We start from the raw sequence: 18,890 nt of genomic DNA, 5'->3' as shown, positions 1-18,890 counted from the left end.
TTTAAGATTGTATCACAAATAACAATAAAAAATTGATATGACGATCTCTTTTAACAATGTTTTTTATGAAATTGCTGTCATTTTAGCGATCGCGACAGCAGTGGGGACTTTAGCCCTTTGGTTGCGGCAGCCCTTAATTATGGCATTTATTGCAGTGGGAATTCTCGTCGGACCCGCAGGGCTAGACCTAGTACATTCTAGCGAACAAGTAGAACTGTTTGCCGAGTTAGGAGTGGCACTGCTGCTGTTTGTGGTCGGACTCAGACTCGATCCTCAAGAAATCTCCGCCGTCGGTTCTGTAGCCATTATTGCAGGACTCGCTCAAATTCTCTTGACTGGATGTTTGGGAGGTCTAATCGCGATCGCATTAGGACTGACGACTGTAGCTGCTTTTTACGTAGCGATCGCGCTTACCTTCTCCAGTACTATCATCGTCGTTAAATTGCTATCCGACAAACGAGAAATCGATGCCCTGCATGGTCGCATTGCCTTGGGAATTCTCATTGTCCAAGATCTCGTCGTCGTGCTGGTGGCGATCGCCCTGACAGCATTTAATGGCAATTCGCAACCAGCCGATTTTGGACGAGCAACTTTAATGGTACTAGCCAAAGGAAGTGTTTTATTAGCTGCGGCTGCAACGATCGCTCGCTATTGTTTACCCAATCTCCTGCACGCCTTGGCGCGTTCCACTGAATTATTACTGATTTTTGCCATTTCCTGGGCGATTGCTTTCGCAACGGTTGCAGACGTATTGGGATTGAGCAAAGAAATGGGAGCGTTTATCGCGGGAGTTACTATCGCTTCTACCCATTATCGCGCTATCTTGAGCGCTCGATTAGTCAGCCTACGAGATTTCTTATTACTATTTTTCTTCATCAATTTAGGAGTCAATCTCGATATTTCCCATTTTGGATCTCAATTCGTCCCAGCGCTTATTTTCTCCTTATTCGTACTGATGGGCAAACCATTGATGGTAACGATCTTGGTGGGAATGATGGGGTATCGAAAGTACACTAGCGCCCTGACTAGCTTTTCCCTAGGTCAGATTAGCGAATTTTCCTTCATTCTGGCAACTCTCGGTGTCAGTTTAGGTCAAATTTCTGAAGAAATCGTGGGACTGATTGCTCTAGTAGGACTGATTACCATGGGCTTATCCACCTACGCAATTATTTATTCTCACAATCTTTATGAATGGCTTTCTCCCTGGCTCTCTTGGTACGATCTCATTATTCCCCATCCAAAGAAACGACTCGGCGATCTTACAGAAGCCCAAATCGATCGCGTTGACGTAATCTTATTTGGGTTGGGACGATACGGAGGTAGCACGATCCGCTATTTGCATCAATATGGTTTCTCAGTCTTAGGGGTAGATTTCGATCCGGAGTTAGTAAAATTCTGGCGCAGAGAGGGAATGTTAGCTTTCTATGGCGATGCAGAAGACCCAGAATTCATTGCCTCGCTTCCTCTGAGTCATGCCAAGTGGGTAGTTAGTACCCTTCCCGGCGAACGGATCGGTTTAACTTTATTACAGGCGCTAAAACACCGCCATTTTCAAGGTCGCATTGCCTTGACCAGCCATAGTCATCGGGAAATGGAGATTCTCAAAGGTGCCGGGGCAGATCTGGTATTGTTGCCCTTTCGGGATGCCGCCAAAGAAGCAGCAGATAGCATAGCACAATTCGCAATTCGCTCCCGTTCGCAATTCACAATTCACAATTAGCGAACGCATTAGGCGTTCTTCTCGAATAATTGAAGGTTAAAGCCATCAATCTTTCCACCAATGACCGATCGAACTATTGGCTAAAATTTGCTCGACTAGATCGACATGCTTTGATGATGTTTATTGCGCCAAGCGATCGCGATCGCGTTCGAGCTAGAAGCACTCTGAGTAACTTTCCTTTCAATTTCGATCTTCCAGGGCAAATGGCATTTTTTGTAAAGCATTTCCGTGACGGCAAGGGGATCGGCGACCAATTCTTCATAGACAATATACAAGTAATTTTCGCGATCGCAACCCGCACCGTGAATTGTCTCTGCGGCGTAGCACCAATAATACCATAACTCCGATTCCTCTACACTCATGGTTTCTAAGTCGCCAAAGCGTTTTGCCCAGTGAGAATCGCTGTTGGCAATTTGCTGGAGCCGTTCGTAGTTAGCTTTCTTGACTGCTTCGGGGTCTTGAGTCGTTAAATATCGATTCTGCCAAGAGTTGAGAAATCCGCCCGGATGTCGGACGATATGAATGACCAAAGCTTGCGGACGGTTGAGCAATAGCCACTCAGCCCAAGCGAGCACTTGATTGAGCTTCAAAACGACGAACGCCCTTTTGAGCGCGTCTTGACTGGCCAACCACCACGAAACGAACCATTCAGACTCTCCCAAACCGGGCATCGCCAGCGAGAGAAGTTGACGCACCTTACGTTTATTAAGAAGGGTAGTACCCCCTAACCAACGCAGTGGCTCGTAGAGATAAGCTTTTGGATGAGCGCCGATCCGATCTCGCTCTCCCAACCTCAAGGCAGATAAGGCGATCGCCCGATCCCACTGCTCCCCAAAATTCTTCCCCAAATGGTTCCGAACTATCGGCGAGGGCAGTTGCGCTAGAGGAGAGGCTGCCAGTTCGTTGGCTTCACTGCGACAATGGGTGCGAGGACTCAGATCGAGTAAATCGAGCAACCAGTTCGTTCCAGAACGTCCTTGTCCAACGATTACGGCATAGTCTGGTCGGACGGTATCGTGCTGTTCCATCGCAATCAATTACTAATAAGAAAGCCAAATAGTTGTTTTTTTCTTCTTAAGATTAATAAAAAAGCTCGGCCTGCGATGACTTCGACTTGACAATTTTAGCTGGAATGCCAACAGCTGTCTTACCTGCTGGAATGTCAGAGAGGACGACGGCATTAGCGCCGATATTAACATCATCGCCAATAATAATGTGGCCGAGAAGCTTTGCCCCTGCTCCCACGTTCACTCTCGCTCCCAACTTCGGCGCTTCGAGCGGGCGATCGAGATGGCTATTTCCCAGAGTCACGCCTTGACGAATAATACAGTCGTCGCCAATAACGCAATTTCCGTGAATTATGATGCAGTGTTGATGTTCGATAATGACGCGACGACCCAGCTTGACAGTATAAGGGAGATCGATTCCGTAACAATTGCGAACGGTGCGATATAAAAAGCGATAGAAAACGCTAAAAGGAGCGCGTAATAGTTTGGGTTCGATTTTCATTCTCCAGTTGCCAAACCGATGAACGGCAACCGCACGAAATCCCGGCTTTGTCCAATCGCGTCCGTGGGCGATCCAGTCTTCTTTAATTTGCTCCCATAATCCCAGCTCGACAGTCTCTCGTTGCTTGCCCGTTGCATGGCGCAGAAAATCTTCTAGCAAGTAGGGAGGATCGGGATCGGGTTTTCTTTGGATTACTCTGCGTACTCTCCACAAAATAAAGCCAAACAACCAGAGAAAATCGGCTAGAGCAGCATACATCCAACCGTGGTTTTTGAGAAAGTAACGCCGCCGAGAATCGAACCAATATTGCGGGCGGCGTTGAGGGGGAATTTTGGTATTCGTTACCCCCGAACTTTGTCCCACTAGATGCACGACTCGACTTTCGGGAACATACCAGCAACTCCATCCTGCTTTCTTCGCCTGCAAGCAAAAATCGACTTCTTCGTAATACATAAAGTATTCTTCGTCCATCAAACCAATTGACTCGAATACCTCGCGACGAATCATCATGCTGGCACCCGCTACCCAATCGGTTTGACAAGCTACCTCAGACACGGACGGGGCAATTATCCACTTTGATAGTAACCGAGAAACGACTCCTAAGCGCAAACCGGACTCTAACTCGCTCAGGAGAGTATGAAAGCGAAAGGCGGAGTGTTGTGGCGTGCCGTCGGGGTCTTCTAGGCGACTGCCCACAATTCCAACTTGGGGATGTTGCTCCATGAAGTCAACCAGGGTTTTTATGGCTGCCGGACGCGCGATCGTATCTGGATTGAGCAAGAGAATATAATCGGGAGGATGGGAGGATGCGAGAGCGGGTCTTATCGCTAGGTTATTCCCATAGGCGTAGCCGCCATTGCGTTCGGCTGCTAAAATGGTTGCCCAATGGCTCCGACCTTGAGTTTTAATAGCTGTTTCTATTTGTTCTATCGAACCATCGCCCGAATCATTATCAACGACGATCGCGCTCAGATTTGGTAAAGATTCGACTTCATTGGCTAAAGAATGCAAACAATCAATCGTTAAAGTCGGCGTTCGATAGTTAACAATAACAATTAATACTTTTTTTTCATTATTTAAATGATTTTGGGGCAACATAACAAGATAGTACCCTTAAGTTTATAAAAATCTAATTTGTGAGAATCAATGATAAAAGTAATTGCGATATCGGATTGAAAATTTTTGTAATTGGTTTAAAAATGATAGTTTTTTGGGCAAACTACGCGATCGCGTTCTCCCTTTGCCTTGCATGTAAGTTTCCCCTACATTATCATTCAGTCTCTCAAAATAGGTCGATCTGTCGATCTATTGAAAAAAAGTATCGCACTACAATTAATATTCAGTCTCAATCGTATTATATTATGATTGAAAAATCGAGCTAGAAGACGAGGGCAAGTTAGCAAGCAGTAGCGGTGCTTCGCTTGCCCTCAGGGGCGACGAATTAAAGCTAGTTACATTAATTACATTTAGTTACAAGCGATCGCAAAAATACTGACGGTACAACTCGCAACTCGGTTGTACTTCATCGCCGACCAATATTACCAATCCCATACTTTCTAACTTATAGGCTAGCGTCGGTTCTAACTGTACTCCCGTCTCGGATGTCACGACTGCTTTCATTGCGGCGGCAAGTTCTGGCGAGGATTGTAAGTTATCCCAGTGGCGGCGCAAATGAGAGCCATAAATTCCTCCCTGAGTTGGAGCTTCTTGTAATAGCTGCTCTTTAGATAAATTCTGATGGCACAGGGCATCAAGTGCCAAGCGAATTAAATAAGGATGTCCGTCTACCATTTCAATCAAGGCAGAAGCAAACTTTTGCATCTCCACATCCTCTGTCCAATCGAGTCCGTAATGCTTGGCGAGAAGTTGCACCTGCTCTAAATTAAACCCCGGTAACTTGACCTGTCGCCCTACATTAAATGGGGATTGATTGGCATCTAATTTGATATACACTTCCGTAGAGTTGGCGATGACTAGCCGCAGATTTTGCCAGATAGGAAGATTGTTGGCTTCTTCGTGCCAATAGCGCAACATGGGTAAAAAATCTCGAGCAATGTCAGGATATTCAAAAATGCGATCGACATTATCCAATCCCAAAGCTAAAGGACTGTTGAGTTGTTCTAATAAATAGCTTTGAAAATAGGCTTGACAGCTCACTAAACTGCCAAACAATTCTTCATCCCAATAGTCATCTAACATTGGTTTTAGACCCAATTCTCGACTAATATTGGCGCAAAACCAACGCAAAAATTTATCCAAGCTAGCAAACATTGCCCCTTCTGCTGCTCGCAAGTTTAGATAGACTTTGCGATAGCCACAAGTTTCTGCATAAGCGAGAATCCCTTTCAGCAAAGAAGTTTTTCCCATTTTTTCGGGAGCTTTGATCCGAATTAAAGCACCTGGCTTAACAATTTCTTGACAGCAGTCAGATTCGATAGGCGGACGTTGAATATAAATGGGAAAATCTGACGTAATGGGAATGGAAGAATTGCTGGGGAGTGGAACCGAAAAATCTAGCGCAATATTGCTTCGCTCGCCTAGAGTCGCCGTTGTTTGATTCCACTCTGGATATTTAATTTCTTTGAGCCATTCTCGCAAGATTTGAAACTTTCCCGGTCCTTTGCTGTGGGGTTCTAATTCCGGGCAACCATTGGGTCTATCTTTAGCAAAATAACTGTAGATTTCCGTCATTTGCTTTTTATAGGTCTCGTGGCTTGCGGCTTCTGCCAGTTCCCAAATTTCTTTATCGGGTTTGCGCCAATTTTCGTAAGCAAATCGGACTATAAAAATCTCTTTTAACTTGCCATGTAGGTCATAATCGCTTGCTATTTGTTTGAGAAATCGATCCCAGTCTTTTGGTTTCATCAGACCCCGCGACTTAAAAGGCTTTCTGGTTGAGAAAAATTCTGTAGAATTCCAATTCTATTATTTTCCACTTCGTTCTACTATTTTCCACTTAGGGAAGTACATCTGACTCCGAGATGCTACTGGCATTAGCCGTGTTGGTTGGGACTGACATGCTTTTGTAAAGTCGTTATTCTAGACATAGAGTGAAGAACATTTAAAGATATTAAACGCTAATTGTATAGATAGGGATAAAGGAAGGGTGTATTAATGATGAGACATAGGTTATTGACTGGCATAGCGATCGCGTTGCTCCTGGTACTTGGAAGCGGAGCAATACGAAATGCGTGGGCAGATCGCGCAGACGACTTCACTCGATTCAGCCAAGCCCAACCAGAATGCAAAGGCGATCCTGATGATTGCGAGTAGACGCTTGTGCCGTGCGTCTATTGAAGGAAGAGAGGCGGGAAAATTGTTATCTCTTTTTTTAGCATAGCTAAAGTTGAATCAGATGCGATCTAGAAGTCTATGCTTTCGCCCGCTGTTGTTTGAGATAGGCAAAAACAGATTTATCGCCGATATCTGGAGGGATTGGTTGTATCGCTTTGCGAACGGCAAAAACAACGAATAAAATTGTCCAAATAGCCAACAAAATTTGCTCTACATTAACAGGCAGAATTCCGACCAAATGTCCAACCAAAAGCAAAGGAATTATTGGAGTAAGCAATTTAGTTTCAAAGCGGTTGAAACAAAAGGCTTCTTTAAAAAAAATGCCCGTCAAAGCAGCGAAAGTAAAACCAACGCCTAATAAAGTTACGGGACGATTATAAATGACTAAAGCGAGGGGTTCGCTGTGAGTCAAAGCTACAATAACCGCTGATAAGGTTCCGACTAACCAAAAAAGTTGCAGGAGTCGATGTAGTTGAATGAGATAAATATGAATAGTAACCAAACTAATGGCTAAACCGAGAGAAAAAACGGCAAATAGGGGAGTCAATGCTTGCACGACGACTGACGTTGCTCCTTGCCAGAGAACCAAGACGCTACCAATAGTAAAGCTTAAAGCTGCTACTATCAATCCGGCGCGGTAAATAATGACTCCGGTGCGATCGCTATCTGTGATGGTAAATTCGCCAAACTGTCCCTGATAAACTTCTGTTGATGTTGTCATCTTCATCGATCCAAATCCATTTTTTTTCATCCTCGCTCGAATTGCTCTTTTTTTCCACTCCTGAAAATGGCGGCATTGAGACAAGGATGCAGAGCAACTACCCAGAATTTTAACTCTCGTTCCCTGACTTAGCGCGATCGCGAGAAGGACGAGTTCTACCTCAGCAAAGCCAAAGAGTAAATATTAAATCGTTTTCATGACTCTAGGATAGCGAGGACGGCAAGGCGTTCCCCAAGCCACTTGCTGTTCGGGAATATGGCTAAAAACGCTACTACGCGCTCCGATCGCTGCATTGGCGCCAATTTTCACTCCACAACCGATAAAACAGTCTGCCGCTATCCAAACCCCATTGCCTATAATAATCGGAGCGGTGACTAGATTGAAAGCGACATCGCGAAAATCGTGACTGCCAGTGCAGAGATAGGATTTTTGGGAAATGACACACTGAGTACCGATAGTGATGCGATCTAAGCTGTACAAAACAACATCGTCCCCAATCCAGCTATAGTCGCCAATTTCAATTTTCCAGGGGTAGGTAAAGCGGGCAGTCGGTCGTATTAGCACCCCCTTACCGATTTTTGCCCCAAACAGGCGCAATAACCAACAGCGAAATCCATGGGCATTGTGAAGGCTTAGAGGAAAAGCAATTGCCTGCACCAACCACCACAACAAGATAAACCAACCCGGTTTTCCGCGATCGAACCAAGATTGATCGTAAAGGCGCAAATCTATCAGGGGCGCGGCATCTAATTTAGGAGAAAATTCGGATGGAGGCTCCATTAATTGGCGAGTTCGGCGGGTTCGGGTGAAGTTTGAGACAGGGAATCTTGAGCGGGAGTAGGAATATTCAGGCGACCTCCAAATTGCTGCAATTCGTACAGCTTTACGCCAATTTGATACTCATACTGACTCAACAGGCGAGCATAAATATAGCCTGCCTTGCCATCTAAAAAACCGAGACGAATGACGTAAAACAAGATAAATCGTAGCAGGGGTTTGAACGGCAGTCGCACCCAAATTTTCTTGAGAAAGCGCTTGCGCTGCACTGCATCTCCGAATAAATTTGCGCCGATGGTACCGCTTTCGTCTGAATCCGTCAGAATATTGTAGTAGACGCGGGCTTCCCAGTTGGAGTAGCGGTTGTGTCTCTCCAACCAGTGATAAATATCCCGAAAGTCGATGTGTAGCATGTCATATTTTAGGTAGCCTGCCTTGCCTTCTAGAATGACGTGTTCGTGAACTTCATTATCGCCAGTATTGGGAATGTCTTCTGTTTTAAGATTTTCATAGCGACCCAATTTATGTTTAAATAATCGCAAATTCCAATCGGGATATTTGCCGCCATAGCGAATCCATTTGCCCAGAAAAAAGACGCGGCGATTGAGATAGTAGCCAGCGTAGGTCGGATCTTTAATCGCTTGGGCGATTTCGTCCCAAAGTTCTGGCGTAATGCGTTCGTCACAATCGACAATTAATACCCAATCATTGCGAAAGGGAAGCGTGTCTAACGACCAATTCTTTTTCTTAGGCCAGCGACCGTTAAAGTAAAATTGAACGACTTTTGCCCCATAGCTTTCGGCAATTTCACAGGTGCGATCGCTACTCTGAGAATCAACGAGAATAATTTCGTCAGCCCTAGCCACGCTCTCCAGGCAAGCTGGAAGGTTTTGCTCTTCATCCTTGGCTGGAATTAAAACAGAAACAGGGACTTTTTCTGGCTTAGCAGACATTCTAAAAAAGCGATAAGTTATTTAATAATGAGTTTAAGTCTTGACGCGATCGCAAGAGAAGTGCCACAAGGATAACCTTTCACAGCAACGCTGACAAGTTTGTTTTCTATTCTAATAATGAATCGATCTCAATTCCCATCCAGACAAATTATTCTCGTCACGGGTGCTGCCCGTTCGGGCAAAAGCGAATGGGCAGAAACGCTAGCCACAGAGACTAGCAAATCCGTCGTCTACGTGGCGACCGCTACCATAGATCCTAGCGATTCGCAATGGCAAGCGCGGATCGAAAAACATCGCCTCAGACGACCAGCAGAATGGCAAACGCTACAAGTGCCCATAGAACTAGCCGCTACTTTTGAGGCAGTCACGCCTCCTCAATGCTTATTGGTAGATTCGCTGGGAACTTGGGTAGCCAACTTGCTCGATCGCGATGAGGCAACATGGGAAAAAATCACCGTCGAGTTGCTCGATCGCTTACAACAAGCCGCAGTTGATATTATTTTAGTCGCAGAGGAGACGGGTTGGGGAGTGGTTCCCGCCTATCCTTCGGGCAGGCTATTTCGCGATCGTTTGGGCGATTTAGTACGTCAGATCGGCGTAATTGCTGATTCCGTCTATCTGATCGCTGGAGGTCACGTTCTCAATCTCACTCTTTTAGGCAAACCCTTAAAAGATTCTAAACTTTCTTGAGAGGGAAGTTAAAACGATAGCATAGAACAGTAAGCTTACAGCCAGCCAGCACATGACTATGGCATCACAGGAAAAAGTAAAACAGTACCTTGCTTACTGGTTTCAGTTGGGAAAGAAAGTTTTGCTAGATAACGGACAAGAAGCCATCTTGCCCGCATTAATTTTTGAAGGCGATCGCTATTCTAGAGAATTTGAATCCTGCTGGCAGCGTATTTTAGCTAGCAAGGCGGGGAGTTGTTATCTTGAAGGAACCGAACAAAGCATTCATCAACTTCTATCCCCTGCTTGGGATATAAACCCATGCGCTAGATGCGGTATGCCCGTTCCCACGATCGAGTTTGGCATTCCATCGCCTATCTGTCCCTGTCACGATCTCCCTATTTGGCCCAATTCTGACTTACCGTCTCCCCGTTTGCCAGTAGACAGTTTGGCGCATTTAAATAAAATTAGAGAACGGTTGGACAGAAGTAGCGAAGTTTTTTGACGCATCATAAATAGTTACAAAAACTCGTTAAATCTTTTGCAAAAACCTCTTACCCGCCAAAAAATTCATTTCTTGGCCAATCAACAAAGTCCTCTTCAGAGGAATTGTGTTGTTATCTTGGGAATTTATACCATTTCTAAAAAAGAACGCTACAGATGCTCAACTGGTTGAGTGACAAAACTCAAATCGCCCTCACCCCAACCCCGCTCCCCGAGCGGGAGAGGGGCTTTCCACTTAAGACTTTGGCCTGAAGTCCCTTCGCCCCTTGTGGGAGAAGGGATTTAGGGATGGGGGGACAAAGATTTGTCAGTCAACCAGGATGCTCAATGAAAAAGCCTTACTCAGAGATCTGCTGACTAATTGCGAACTAATAATTGCCAATTGCGAATAGGTATTACTCCCAAGCTACTAGCATTTTATGATATCCACGATCTACAAAGTTCAAAACTTTGATGTTTTGAATAACTATTATCGACACAACTGTTCTAGTGCTTTGCGTTCGGCGGTTGTGACCTCGCGCCACTCTCCCGGCGCTAAACCATCGAGATGAAACCGAACCTTCTCCCGTCCCTGTTGAATCTCGATCGCTACCCGCACCAGTCGCAGGGTTGGAAACCCAATCGCTGCGGTCATGCGCCGTACTTGTCGGTTGCGTCCCTCTGTGAGCGTGATTTCTAACCAGCAGGTAGGAACGTTCTTGCGATAGCGAATGGGGGGATCGCGAGGGGGCAAGTCCGGTTCTTCAGGCAATCTTCTTACTATTGCCTTGCAGGTGCGGTAATCTTGAATGGTAATTCCCTCTCGCAGGCGATCGAGGGCAGTTTCGTCGGGAATGCGTTCGACTTGGACTAAATAGGTTCTGGGATGGGCAAACTTGCGATGAGAAAGGCGGTGTTGCAAGCGTCCGCTATTGGTGAGCAAGAGCAACCCTTCGCTGTCGCGATCGAGTCTTCCTACTGGGTAAACCGCAGGGATAGGGATGTAATCTTTTAAAGTTTGACGCGTCACTGTTTCATCGCTATTGTCGGTGAACTGACATAATACTCCGTAAGGTTTGTAAAACAAAAGGCAGCGAAACATACATCTTAATGTTCTGCCGTAGATTTAGAACTGTACGGCATTCTCAAGTGCGACTGGGAGCAGGAGAAACGGCGCGACTACCAATCATGATAAAGCTTTTGAGCATAGAACATAATCTCCTCATTTGGCAGCCGAATTTTCGGGTTTTGCCTTGGATAGGAACTTGCGATCGCGATCGTATCGGGATCCATAAAGGTTTGAATAATTTCTGTAGAAGGTAATAGAGCAATCCTAATGGACTCTCAATCCAAAAGCACGAGGTTATCGCGATGCACCACCGTTTCGGCACCAGCATAGCCTAAGATCGCGGGAATCTTCTCTGAGTGGTGCCCTTTAATCAGTTCGATCTCCGCACTGTTGTAATTAACAATTCCTCTAGCAATTTCTTTGCCGCCTGCATCGCACAACTGTACGGCTTCGGAAGCGACAAAATCTCCCTTAACGCGGGTAATTCCCGCTGCTAACAAAGATTTACTGCCCTTGCAGATTGCCTCCACCGCGCCGCGATCGAGATAGAGTTTTCCCATCGGAATTAATCCATAGGCAATCCACCGCTTGCGGGCATTCTCTGTTCTCGGTTGCGCCTCAAACTGCGTTCCTATTGGTTCTCCGCGCAATATTTTTTCGATATTTTCCGGCTGTCTGCCGCGAGTAATGACCATTCTTACGCCAGCACTGGTGGCAATGCGAGCAGCCGATAATTTAGTTGCCATTCCCCCCGTTCCCCACCGGGAACCGCTCGAACCTGCTTCTACTTGTAACTGGGCAAAGTCTGTAGAGTTGACTAGCGCGATCGGTTTGGCATCGGGAACGAGGCGCGGGTCGGCAGAATACAGTCGATCTACGTCGGTGAGGATAAATAGCCAGTCAGCCTCGATGAGGCTAGCAACTAAGGCTGAGAGCGTATCGTTATCGCCGAACTTGAGTTCTTCCACGGCAACGGTATCATTTTCGTTGACAATCGCAATAACGCCTAATTCGAAAAGCGCCTGGAAGGTATTGTAAGCATTGACATAGCAACTGCGATCCATTAGCTCCCGGCGAGTTAACAACACTTGAGCGATTGGTTGTCCGAGACTGGTGAATAAGTCGTCATACACGCGAATCAACCGTCCCTGACCGACAGCAGCTACTGCTTGTTTGAGCGACATCTTGCGCGGTCGCTCGCTTAAATTCAGTCTGGCACAGCCAACTCCCACTGCCCCCGAAGAAACTAAAACGACTCGATATCCCGCCGTTCGCAGGCGGGTGAGGGTTTCTACCAAAGCAGCAATGGTAGAGAGGGCTAGTTTACCCGTTGCTACTTGGGTGAGACTGGAAGTACCAATTTTGACAACGATAGTTTGGGGCATATGGGACGAGCGATCGCTCTATCGATCGTCTCTCAAATTCTTTAGCTTTCCTAATCTTAGGCGATCGCTTTTCGGTGTTGGGGAAAATAGAATCTCAGATTATTTCTCTAACCAAAGGTCGATCTTCTTTAATTTCACCGACCAAAATGATGTCGGCAACTCCTACAAATAGACCGTTTTCTAAAACGCCGGGAATATTATTAATCGTCTTTTCCAGACAAGCCGGATCGTCGATGCGATCGAATTTAACATCGATCACCAAGTTACCTTGATCTGTCACCACGGGCCCTGCCTTTTTCACCCCCATGCGCAGTTCTGGTTTACCTCCCAACTTTTCTAGCGATCGCATCACGGGAGCAACTGCCATCGGGATAACTTCTACAGGTAATAAAAAAGTCGAACCAAGCTTGTCAACTAGCTTACCGCTATCGACAACGACGATGAACAGATCTGCTAGGCTATCTACCACCTTTTCGCGAGTATGCGCCGCACCGCCGCCCTTGATCAAATTTTTGTTCGGATCGACTTCATCAGCCCCATCGATCGCGATGTCGATGCGATCGACGGTATCTAAACTCGTCAAAGGAATGCGATGCTTTCTCGCCAATACTTCCGCCTGAAAGGAGGTAGGAATGCCGACAATATTTTTTAATTCGCCTTTTCTGAGACGTTCTCCCAAGTACTCGATCGCGTATGCTGTTGTCGATCCCGTACCCAACCCTACAATCGAGTCAGATTTGACGCGACTGGCAGCTGCTTTGCCGACTTCTTGTTTCATTATGACAAGGGGATCGACGTTAACTGTCATACTAAAAAACTCCTTTTTGGTATCTATAGGATTTATTAATGATTGACTTTGGCGTACAACAAACAGCTACCAGAAACCAGCCTTTAAAAGCCAATCGCTAGCTTCTGATAGCTGGCAGCTGGTAACTGGAATTAGTTGCTGCTTTGAGCGGCTAGCATTTCCTTAAGTTGGGCTAACTGATCTGCCCAACGAGGATCGGGTTGAAATCCCTCAGCTCCGGTGCCGCCGCTGCTACTATTTCCCTGAGAGCGAGGACGCTTTTTGTTGTTCTTGCGTCCGGATGGATTAGGATTAGGGCTGCTAGAAGCTGTCGTTTCCTCAGGAGAGGATTGAGATGGCTCTTGAGAGTCGGATTCTTCTTTCCCTTTCCCCTTAGAACGAGGTAGGGCTTTTTCAATTTTGAGAGGGCTGTCCATGAAAGACTGACCGTTATATTTTTCGATAAATTGGTCTGCCATTTCATCCGTTGGTAGGGTGACAAAGGCAAACCCTCTACACTTGCCAGTTTTGCGGTCTTTGATCACCTTGGTAGACAGCACCTCGCTAGCATCGGCAAACATTTCTTGTAGCGCTTGACGCTCGATAGGTTCTTTGGGTAAGTTACCTACATAAAGACGAACAGGCATGAAAAATCCCTCCAAATATTGGGTTTGCGTGAAAAATTTTCGGCGCGACATTGACGAGCCATAATTTTAATAATGTCAAATGGGCTAGGCAAGAAATTTCCCAGCGATTAATTTCCCGATTTCTCCAGCTTTTCTTATCGATATCGGCTCGTGCCGTCAAAATCTCTTTTCCTCTAGGTTTCAACTGCGATTAGAACTAAGATTCGCGCTTTGGCTCGCGGACGTTCAGTACTTGAGTCAACAGCTATATTTGGCTGCCATATTTGATTATTACAGAATGTTTACGCAATTCGTCAAACTATTGTGCGGTTGCTGGTCAAGTTTTCTTAAATTTTTAAGTATATATACTTAGGCTATTGGCTAGATGGAGCGTTTTTTCTCCGAAACCCTTACTATATAAGATTTTACCCGTTAATCGTACTACTTGCGTGAATACTTGAGATAGTGTGAGGAAATCATGAGAAAGAAGAAATTGTCATGTATCTAATACATAAGACAGATATCTTGTCAATTTTTTTTTACATTGCTTTATACTAAAAAGTATAGGGATGATACAAATATATCCTGAATGTTTGCAAGCGACAAACTCTAGAAAAGGAGTAAAAGCCAACTATGTCTCAACCAATCGAACTTTCTTTGGAACAACAGTTCAGCATTCGTTCTTTCCAAACTCAGGTAGAACGGATGAGTCGCGAACAGGCACAGGAGTTCCTGATCAAACTCTACGAACAAATGTTGATGCGCGAGAATATGTACAAATCCTTTATCAAGCATCAATGGGGTTTAGAGTCTAATTCCTGGTCTCAGTAGCAAACCTCGCTGGAAAGGGCGACCTCCTTCTCTAGCTAGGTTCCTTTTCGGAAAAAAGCTGGGGATGCTGGGGCGTTAACCAACAGCAAATTTTGTATAGTAGTTTTTAGAGTTAAATTTATATATTAGTTTTGGTGTGACTGAGAGCTTTATCAATACAATGAGTCTGGTTTAAATTGCAGCTCTCTTAATGTTCATTAGTCTAATTGCCGACTACGGTGCTAACGATCCAGCCTTTGCAGAAGTAAGCCAGCGCTTGTTGCAACATCTGCCAACCGCTCAAATTCACTGCTTTTCCGTCCCGCCATTCAGCACTCTTGCTACTGGCTTTTGGATTGCTCAACTGGGGCTGAATCCGGGGCCAGAAAGTCGCCTAATTTATCACAACTGCGCTCCTCGACAAGATAATCCCGAAGCTCGCATCGATAACGAAGGAGAAGGGTTAACTTACGCCCTTCTTCCCAATGGAGTTAGAGTTGTTGGAGTTTGGGCGGGCTATACTCTATCTTTTATCAAGAATGCAGCCTCCTCTATTCATATGATTAACGTCTCGCGGGGTGGCTCTCAGTTTCGTTCCCGCGATGTTTTTCCGACTGCTGCCGCTGCCCTCGTTCAAGGCGATCGCAGTTTATTGGGAGATGAAATTTCGCCCGAACAAATTCCTGACTTTCCAACCGACAGAGTAGCCTGGATAGATGGCTACGGAAACCTCAAGACGACGATTTTGGCTGACTCGGTTAACCTAAAACCCGAAACTAAAGTGGTCGTGCGCGTGGGGGATGTGGTCAGCGATGCGATCTATTCTGATGGAAGCTTTCGGGTGCCAGAAGGAACGCTTGCCTTTGCGCCGGGGAGTTCTGGTTGGACGTTGCCGGGAGAGAAAAGGTCGGTGCGCTGGGTGGAGTTGTTCTTGCGCGGTGGCAGCGCGTGGCGGCGCTTTGGCAAACCCAAAGTCAACCAGTTAGTAACTTATGAGCCTGTTTGAATGCAGTCGCTTGCTTGTGCTTACCAATAATTTGTTACTCTGACTTTGGATGAGCAAAAATTTCTCGCTTCCAGGAGCGGGAATGATTTGTTATCTCTAGATAAAGATGGCGATTGAAAATTTAGGAACTAGCTGCTATGGATGCTTTTAGCCCCACTCCTCCCGGCTGGACAGAGACAGCCGTTCACGCCCTTGATTTTAGCTGTCCTCGCTGTAGAGCGTCTGCTATCAAAGCGCAACGAGTTTGGATCAATCGACGAGCGCCGGTGATAGGAGAGGATTACCGCCGTAAATGGCAGGAATTTTACCAATGCAAATGCGGTCAGGTTTGGTGGTCTTGGAGTAGCGATCGCCCTCCCTCCGAGCTAGCCAATCGAGTTGAGTGAATTTAAGTCCTCAAAACTGTATATTCTAACTTAAGTATCAAAACTTGAGGCGCTCGTTTATCTAATGCAATTTTCCAAGATTTTAATTGCTAATCGAGGGGAGATTGCCCTGCGGATTCTCCATAGCTGTGAAGAACTAGGGATTGCTACCGTTGCAGTTCACTCTACTATAGATCGCCACGCCCTTCACGTTCAGCTAGCCGACGAAAGTGTCTGCATCGGTCCTCCGCCGAGTAGCAAAAGCTATCTCAATATTCCCAACATTATCTCCGCAGCTTTAACTCGCAACGCGACCGCGATTCATCCCGGCTATGGATTTCTTGCCGAAAATGCCCGCTTTGCCGAAATTTGCGCCGATCACCAAATTACCTTTATCGGTCCTTCTCCCGAAGCCATTCGCGCCATGGGGGATAAATCGACGGCAAAAAAAACGATGCAGAAGGTAGGCGTGCCCACCGTTCCCGGAAGCTGGGGATTGGTGGCAGGTGAGAAGGAAGCGCTGGCGATCGCTCGCGAGATTGGCTATCCGGTTATGATTAAGGCGACGGCTGGCGGCGGCGGCAGGGGAATGCGCCTGGTGCGCGAAGACAGCGAATTCTCTCGCCTGTTTAGCGCCGCTCAAGGAGAGGCTGAAGCCGCCTTTGGCAACCCCGGCGTATATATCGAAAAATTTATCGAACGTCCCCGCCATATCGAATTTCAAATCCTAGCCGATAGCTACGGAAACGCGATCCATTTGGGAGAACGGGAATGTTCTATTCAACGGCGACACCAGAAGTTACTTGAAGAAGCTCCCAGTTCGATCCTCACGCCCCAATTGCGCTCGGAAATGGGAGAAGCTGCCGTTCGCGCCGCTAAATCGATTAATTATGTTGGTGCTGGAACGGTCGAGTTCTTAGTCGATCGCGACGGTCATTTCTATTTTATGGAAATGAATACTCGCATTCAGGTCGAGCATCCCGTTACCGAGATGATTACCGGACTGGATTTAATTACCGAACAAATTCGCATCGCCCAAGGGGAAAAACTTCAACTTACTCAAGAAGATATTACTTTCCGAGGTCACGCGATCGAATGTCGCATTAATGCCGAAGATCCCGATCGCAATTTTCGTCCCCATCCCGGCAAAATTAACGCCTATCTTCCGCCTGGCGGTCCCGGCGTGCGCATGGATTCTCACGTCTACACCGATTATGAAATCCCCCCATTCTACGATTCTCTAATCGGCAAGCTGATCGTTTGGGGACCGGATCGAGAGACAGCCATCAAGCGCATGAGACGTGCCTTAAAAGAATGTGCTATTACTGGCGTTCCCACTACCATCGGTTTCCATCAAAAAATTCTTGCTCATCCCGCCTTTGTTGCTGGGGATGTTTACACCAAGTTTGTCGAAGAGCATTTGATGAATCATTAGTCAATTTAAGGTTAAGGCAAGTAAATTTTCTATCTTTTTAAGGTTGGGATCGCCTGCTAGATAACCAATGCCGCGATGCAGGTGCAGTCGAAATTGAGTGGCGAGGGTTTCTTTGTCGGTTCCTAAACCATCCTCATGACAGCGTTGTTTGAGTGCAATTAATAGGAGATCCGCCATATCTCCGCCAAAGACTTTCCATGTTATCTCTACATTGCTATCGGCAGGAATGGGAACCGGAGACGGAATACTCGGTTCGGCGAGAGAACGACAAAATGCCCATCGACATAAAATATTCCATTGGTCGATTTTTGTCTGGCGTTTGAGTTTTACCAGTCGATCTTTTGCGGTTTGTGAAAGGCGAATGCGCTCGATTGGCAATTCCATATAATTAATTCTCTCTTGGCTGATAATGTTAATATAAATTTTAAGGATAGAATCTTGATAGAAAAAAGGCGTTGCACAATCATGGGATGATAGTCTCGCGCAAAGGCGCAAAGAATTCCGCTAAGTTAATGACTTTTCCAAGAAATCTATTAAGATGTTTCGCTTCGCTCAACATGATGTTTTAACTTTTCAGATATTCTCTGAGAGAGGCTATTAAAGAGAAATTGAACTAATCGATCAAAGAATTGAGGGGGAGAGCGTGGGTGATGGCTAATTTAGCATCTTTGTACGAAAAAGATTTTCTCGAATGGACGATAGTTACTGCTCAATTGTTAGAACAACGGAATTGGGAAGAGTTAGACTTGGATAATTTAATAGAAGAAATCTTGAGTATGGGGAGAAGCGAGAAAAAAGCCCTCTACAGCAATCTAAAAATCTTGTTGATGCACCTGCTTAAGTATAAATATCAATCCGAAAAGCGAACCAGTAACTGGAGAAGTAGTATTAGAGAGCATCGTCAAAGAATAGCAGAAGCTTTCATTGATAGTCCTAGTCTTAAGAATTATTTTGATAACATATTTGATGAATGTTACCAAAAAGCTCGATTGTTGGCTTCAGACGAGACGGGATTGAATGCAGATTATTTCCCTGAAGAATGTCCGTTTTCTGTTGGGCAGGTATTAGATGAAAATTATCTGCCATAGCGATCGCTTTTTTTATTAGTAGAATGACGTTCGCTATAAATTTGACTAATTTCTCTTTTTTGTGATATTATGCTATTGACATTTTAAATAATGGAAATAGAATCGAGTATAGATAAACAAAAATATTCCATTGTTTAAATAATAAAGTCAAGGAGTCGCGAAATCAAGCCCTATTTTTAAAAAAAGAAAAATT

At 45.6% G+C, this 18,890-nt stretch carries 20 protein-coding genes and 2 pseudogenes; 9 read left to right on the top strand and 13 right to left on the bottom strand.

Annotated features, from left to right (window positions below; translation table 11 throughout):
• The first annotated feature begins 37 nt into the window (after positions 1-37).
• Positions 38-1,720, top strand: a complete 1,683-nt coding sequence (locus PLE7327_RS11845) for a cation:proton antiporter (RefSeq protein ID WP_015144070.1) — start codon at positions 38-40, stop codon at positions 1,718-1,720.
• 95 nt (positions 1,721-1,815) lie between these two features.
• On the opposite strand, the gene PLE7327_RS11840 is transcribed toward PLE7327_RS11845, so the two are convergent.
• The 4 genes and pseudogenes from PLE7327_RS11840 to PLE7327_RS11830 form a co-directional block, all read right to left on the bottom strand.
• A complete protein-coding gene (locus PLE7327_RS11840) occupies positions 1,816-2,748 on the bottom strand; it encodes a sulfotransferase (RefSeq protein ID WP_015144069.1) in 933 nt (310 codons plus the stop codon).
• A 52-nt stretch (positions 2,749-2,800) separates the two neighbouring features.
• Positions 2,801-3,388, bottom strand: a complete 588-nt coding sequence (locus tag PLE7327_RS26565) for a serine O-acetyltransferase (protein WP_217523434.1) — start codon at positions 3,386-3,388, stop codon at positions 2,801-2,803.
• A pseudogene (locus PLE7327_RS26560) lies at positions 3,362-4,327 on the bottom strand (glycosyltransferase family 2 protein); the annotation flags it as partial. The pseudogene PLE7327_RS26560 and the gene PLE7327_RS26565, both read right to left, overlap by 27 nt.
• Positions 4,328-4,699: 372 nt before the next feature.
• Positions 4,700-6,094 carry an AAA-like domain-containing protein gene (locus PLE7327_RS11830; protein WP_015144067.1) on the bottom strand — a complete coding sequence of 465 codons (1,395 nt, stop codon included), beginning with the start codon at positions 6,092-6,094 and terminating at the stop codon, positions 4,700-4,702.
• Positions 6,095-6,343: 249 nt separating this feature from the next.
• Here PLE7327_RS11830 and PLE7327_RS24850 point away from each other — a divergent pair, with 249 nt between their 5' ends.
• Positions 6,344-6,502, top strand: coding sequence for a hypothetical protein (locus tag PLE7327_RS24850; protein WP_186005316.1), 159 nt, complete (start codon positions 6,344-6,346; stop codon positions 6,500-6,502).
• A gap of 97 nt (positions 6,503-6,599) precedes the next feature.
• On the opposite strand, the gene PLE7327_RS11825 is transcribed toward PLE7327_RS24850, so the two are convergent.
• From PLE7327_RS11825 to PLE7327_RS11815, 3 genes are all read right to left on the bottom strand, one after another.
• Positions 6,600-7,244 (bottom strand): DUF2301 domain-containing membrane protein, encoded by a 645-nt coding sequence (locus PLE7327_RS11825; protein ID WP_041393198.1) that lies wholly within the window; start codon positions 7,242-7,244, stop codon positions 6,600-6,602.
• A gap of 183 nt (positions 7,245-7,427) precedes the next feature.
• Positions 7,428-8,024 carry a hormogonium polysaccharide biosynthesis acetyltransferase HpsU gene (gene hpsU / locus PLE7327_RS11820; RefSeq protein WP_015144065.1) on the bottom strand — a complete coding sequence of 199 codons (597 nt, stop codon included), beginning with the start codon at positions 8,022-8,024 and terminating at the stop codon, positions 7,428-7,430.
• Complete coding sequence (locus PLE7327_RS11815; RefSeq protein WP_015144064.1) at positions 8,024-8,974, bottom strand: glycosyltransferase family 2 protein; 951 nt, start codon at positions 8,972-8,974, stop codon at positions 8,024-8,026. Before PLE7327_RS11815 ends, hpsU begins: the two co-directional genes overlap by 1 nt.
• A gap of 117 nt (positions 8,975-9,091) precedes the next feature.
• On the opposite strand from PLE7327_RS11815, the gene cobU reads away from it, so the two are divergent.
• On the top strand, positions 9,092-9,664 hold the full coding sequence (gene cobU, locus PLE7327_RS11810) for a bifunctional adenosylcobinamide kinase/adenosylcobinamide-phosphate guanylyltransferase (protein WP_015144063.1): 573 nt from the start codon (positions 9,092-9,094) through the stop codon (positions 9,662-9,664).
• Positions 9,665-9,722: 58 nt separating this feature from the next.
• Complete coding sequence (locus PLE7327_RS11805; RefSeq protein WP_041393196.1) at positions 9,723-10,148, top strand: hypothetical protein; 426 nt, start codon at positions 9,723-9,725, stop codon at positions 10,146-10,148.
• Between the two features lie 468 nt (positions 10,149-10,616).
• Here the strand turns inward: PLE7327_RS11805 and PLE7327_RS11800 are convergent, their stop codons facing one another.
• The 5 genes and pseudogenes from PLE7327_RS11800 to PLE7327_RS11785 form a co-directional block, all read right to left on the bottom strand.
• On the bottom strand, positions 10,617-11,228 hold the full coding sequence (locus tag PLE7327_RS11800; protein ID WP_015144061.1) for a pseudouridine synthase: 612 nt from the start codon (positions 11,226-11,228) through the stop codon (positions 10,617-10,619).
• Positions 11,229-11,305: 77 nt separating this feature from the next.
• Positions 11,306-11,410, bottom strand: a pseudogene (locus PLE7327_RS26555) (Rieske (2Fe-2S) protein); the annotation flags it as partial.
• A 60-nt stretch (positions 11,411-11,470) separates the two neighbouring features.
• Complete coding sequence (gene proB / locus PLE7327_RS11795) at positions 11,471-12,580, bottom strand: glutamate 5-kinase (RefSeq protein WP_015144060.1); 1,110 nt, start codon at positions 12,578-12,580, stop codon at positions 11,471-11,473.
• 94 nt (positions 12,581-12,674) lie between these two features.
• Entirely contained in the window at positions 12,675-13,388 is a 714-nt protein-coding gene (gene rpiA, locus PLE7327_RS11790; protein ID WP_015144059.1) for a ribose-5-phosphate isomerase RpiA, read from the bottom strand.
• A 131-nt stretch (positions 13,389-13,519) separates the two neighbouring features.
• A complete protein-coding gene (locus PLE7327_RS11785) occupies positions 13,520-14,014 on the bottom strand; it encodes an RNA-binding protein (protein ID WP_015144058.1) in 495 nt (164 codons plus the stop codon).
• A 612-nt stretch (positions 14,015-14,626) separates the two neighbouring features.
• Between PLE7327_RS11785 and PLE7327_RS11780 the strand changes: the two genes are divergently transcribed.
• The 4 genes from PLE7327_RS11780 (at position 14,627) to accC (ending at position 17,609) form a co-directional block, all read left to right on the top strand.
• Positions 14,627-14,824, top strand: coding sequence for an NblA/ycf18 family protein (locus PLE7327_RS11780; protein ID WP_015144057.1), 198 nt, complete (start codon positions 14,627-14,629; stop codon positions 14,822-14,824).
• A 190-nt stretch (positions 14,825-15,014) separates the two neighbouring features.
• On the top strand, positions 15,015-15,809 hold the full coding sequence (locus tag PLE7327_RS11775; protein WP_015144056.1) for an S-adenosyl-l-methionine hydroxide adenosyltransferase family protein: 795 nt from the start codon (positions 15,015-15,017) through the stop codon (positions 15,807-15,809).
• Between the two features lie 137 nt (positions 15,810-15,946).
• Positions 15,947-16,195: a hypothetical protein gene (locus PLE7327_RS11770; protein ID WP_015144055.1), complete on the top strand. Its 249-nt coding sequence runs from the start codon at positions 15,947-15,949 to the stop codon at positions 16,193-16,195.
• 64 nt (positions 16,196-16,259) lie between these two features.
• A complete protein-coding gene (accC, locus tag PLE7327_RS11765) occupies positions 16,260-17,609 on the top strand; it encodes an acetyl-CoA carboxylase biotin carboxylase subunit (protein ID WP_015144054.1) in 1,350 nt (449 codons plus the stop codon).
• On the opposite strand, the gene dndE is transcribed toward accC, so the two are convergent.
• Entirely contained in the window at positions 17,610-17,993 is a 384-nt protein-coding gene (gene dndE / locus PLE7327_RS11760; RefSeq protein ID WP_015144053.1) for a DNA sulfur modification protein DndE, read from the bottom strand.
• 266 nt (positions 17,994-18,259) lie between these two features.
• Between dndE and PLE7327_RS11755 the strand changes: the two genes are divergently transcribed.
• On the top strand, positions 18,260-18,697 hold the full coding sequence (locus PLE7327_RS11755) for a DUF29 domain-containing protein (RefSeq protein ID WP_015144052.1): 438 nt from the start codon (positions 18,260-18,262) through the stop codon (positions 18,695-18,697).
• Positions 18,698-18,890 lie beyond the last annotated feature (193 nt).

The organism is Pleurocapsa sp. PCC 7327 (assembly GCF_000317025.1).
GTDB lineage: Bacteria > Cyanobacteriota > Cyanobacteriia > Cyanobacteriales > Microcystaceae > Hydrococcus.
This window is presented reverse-complemented; position numbering and strand designations above follow the sequence as displayed.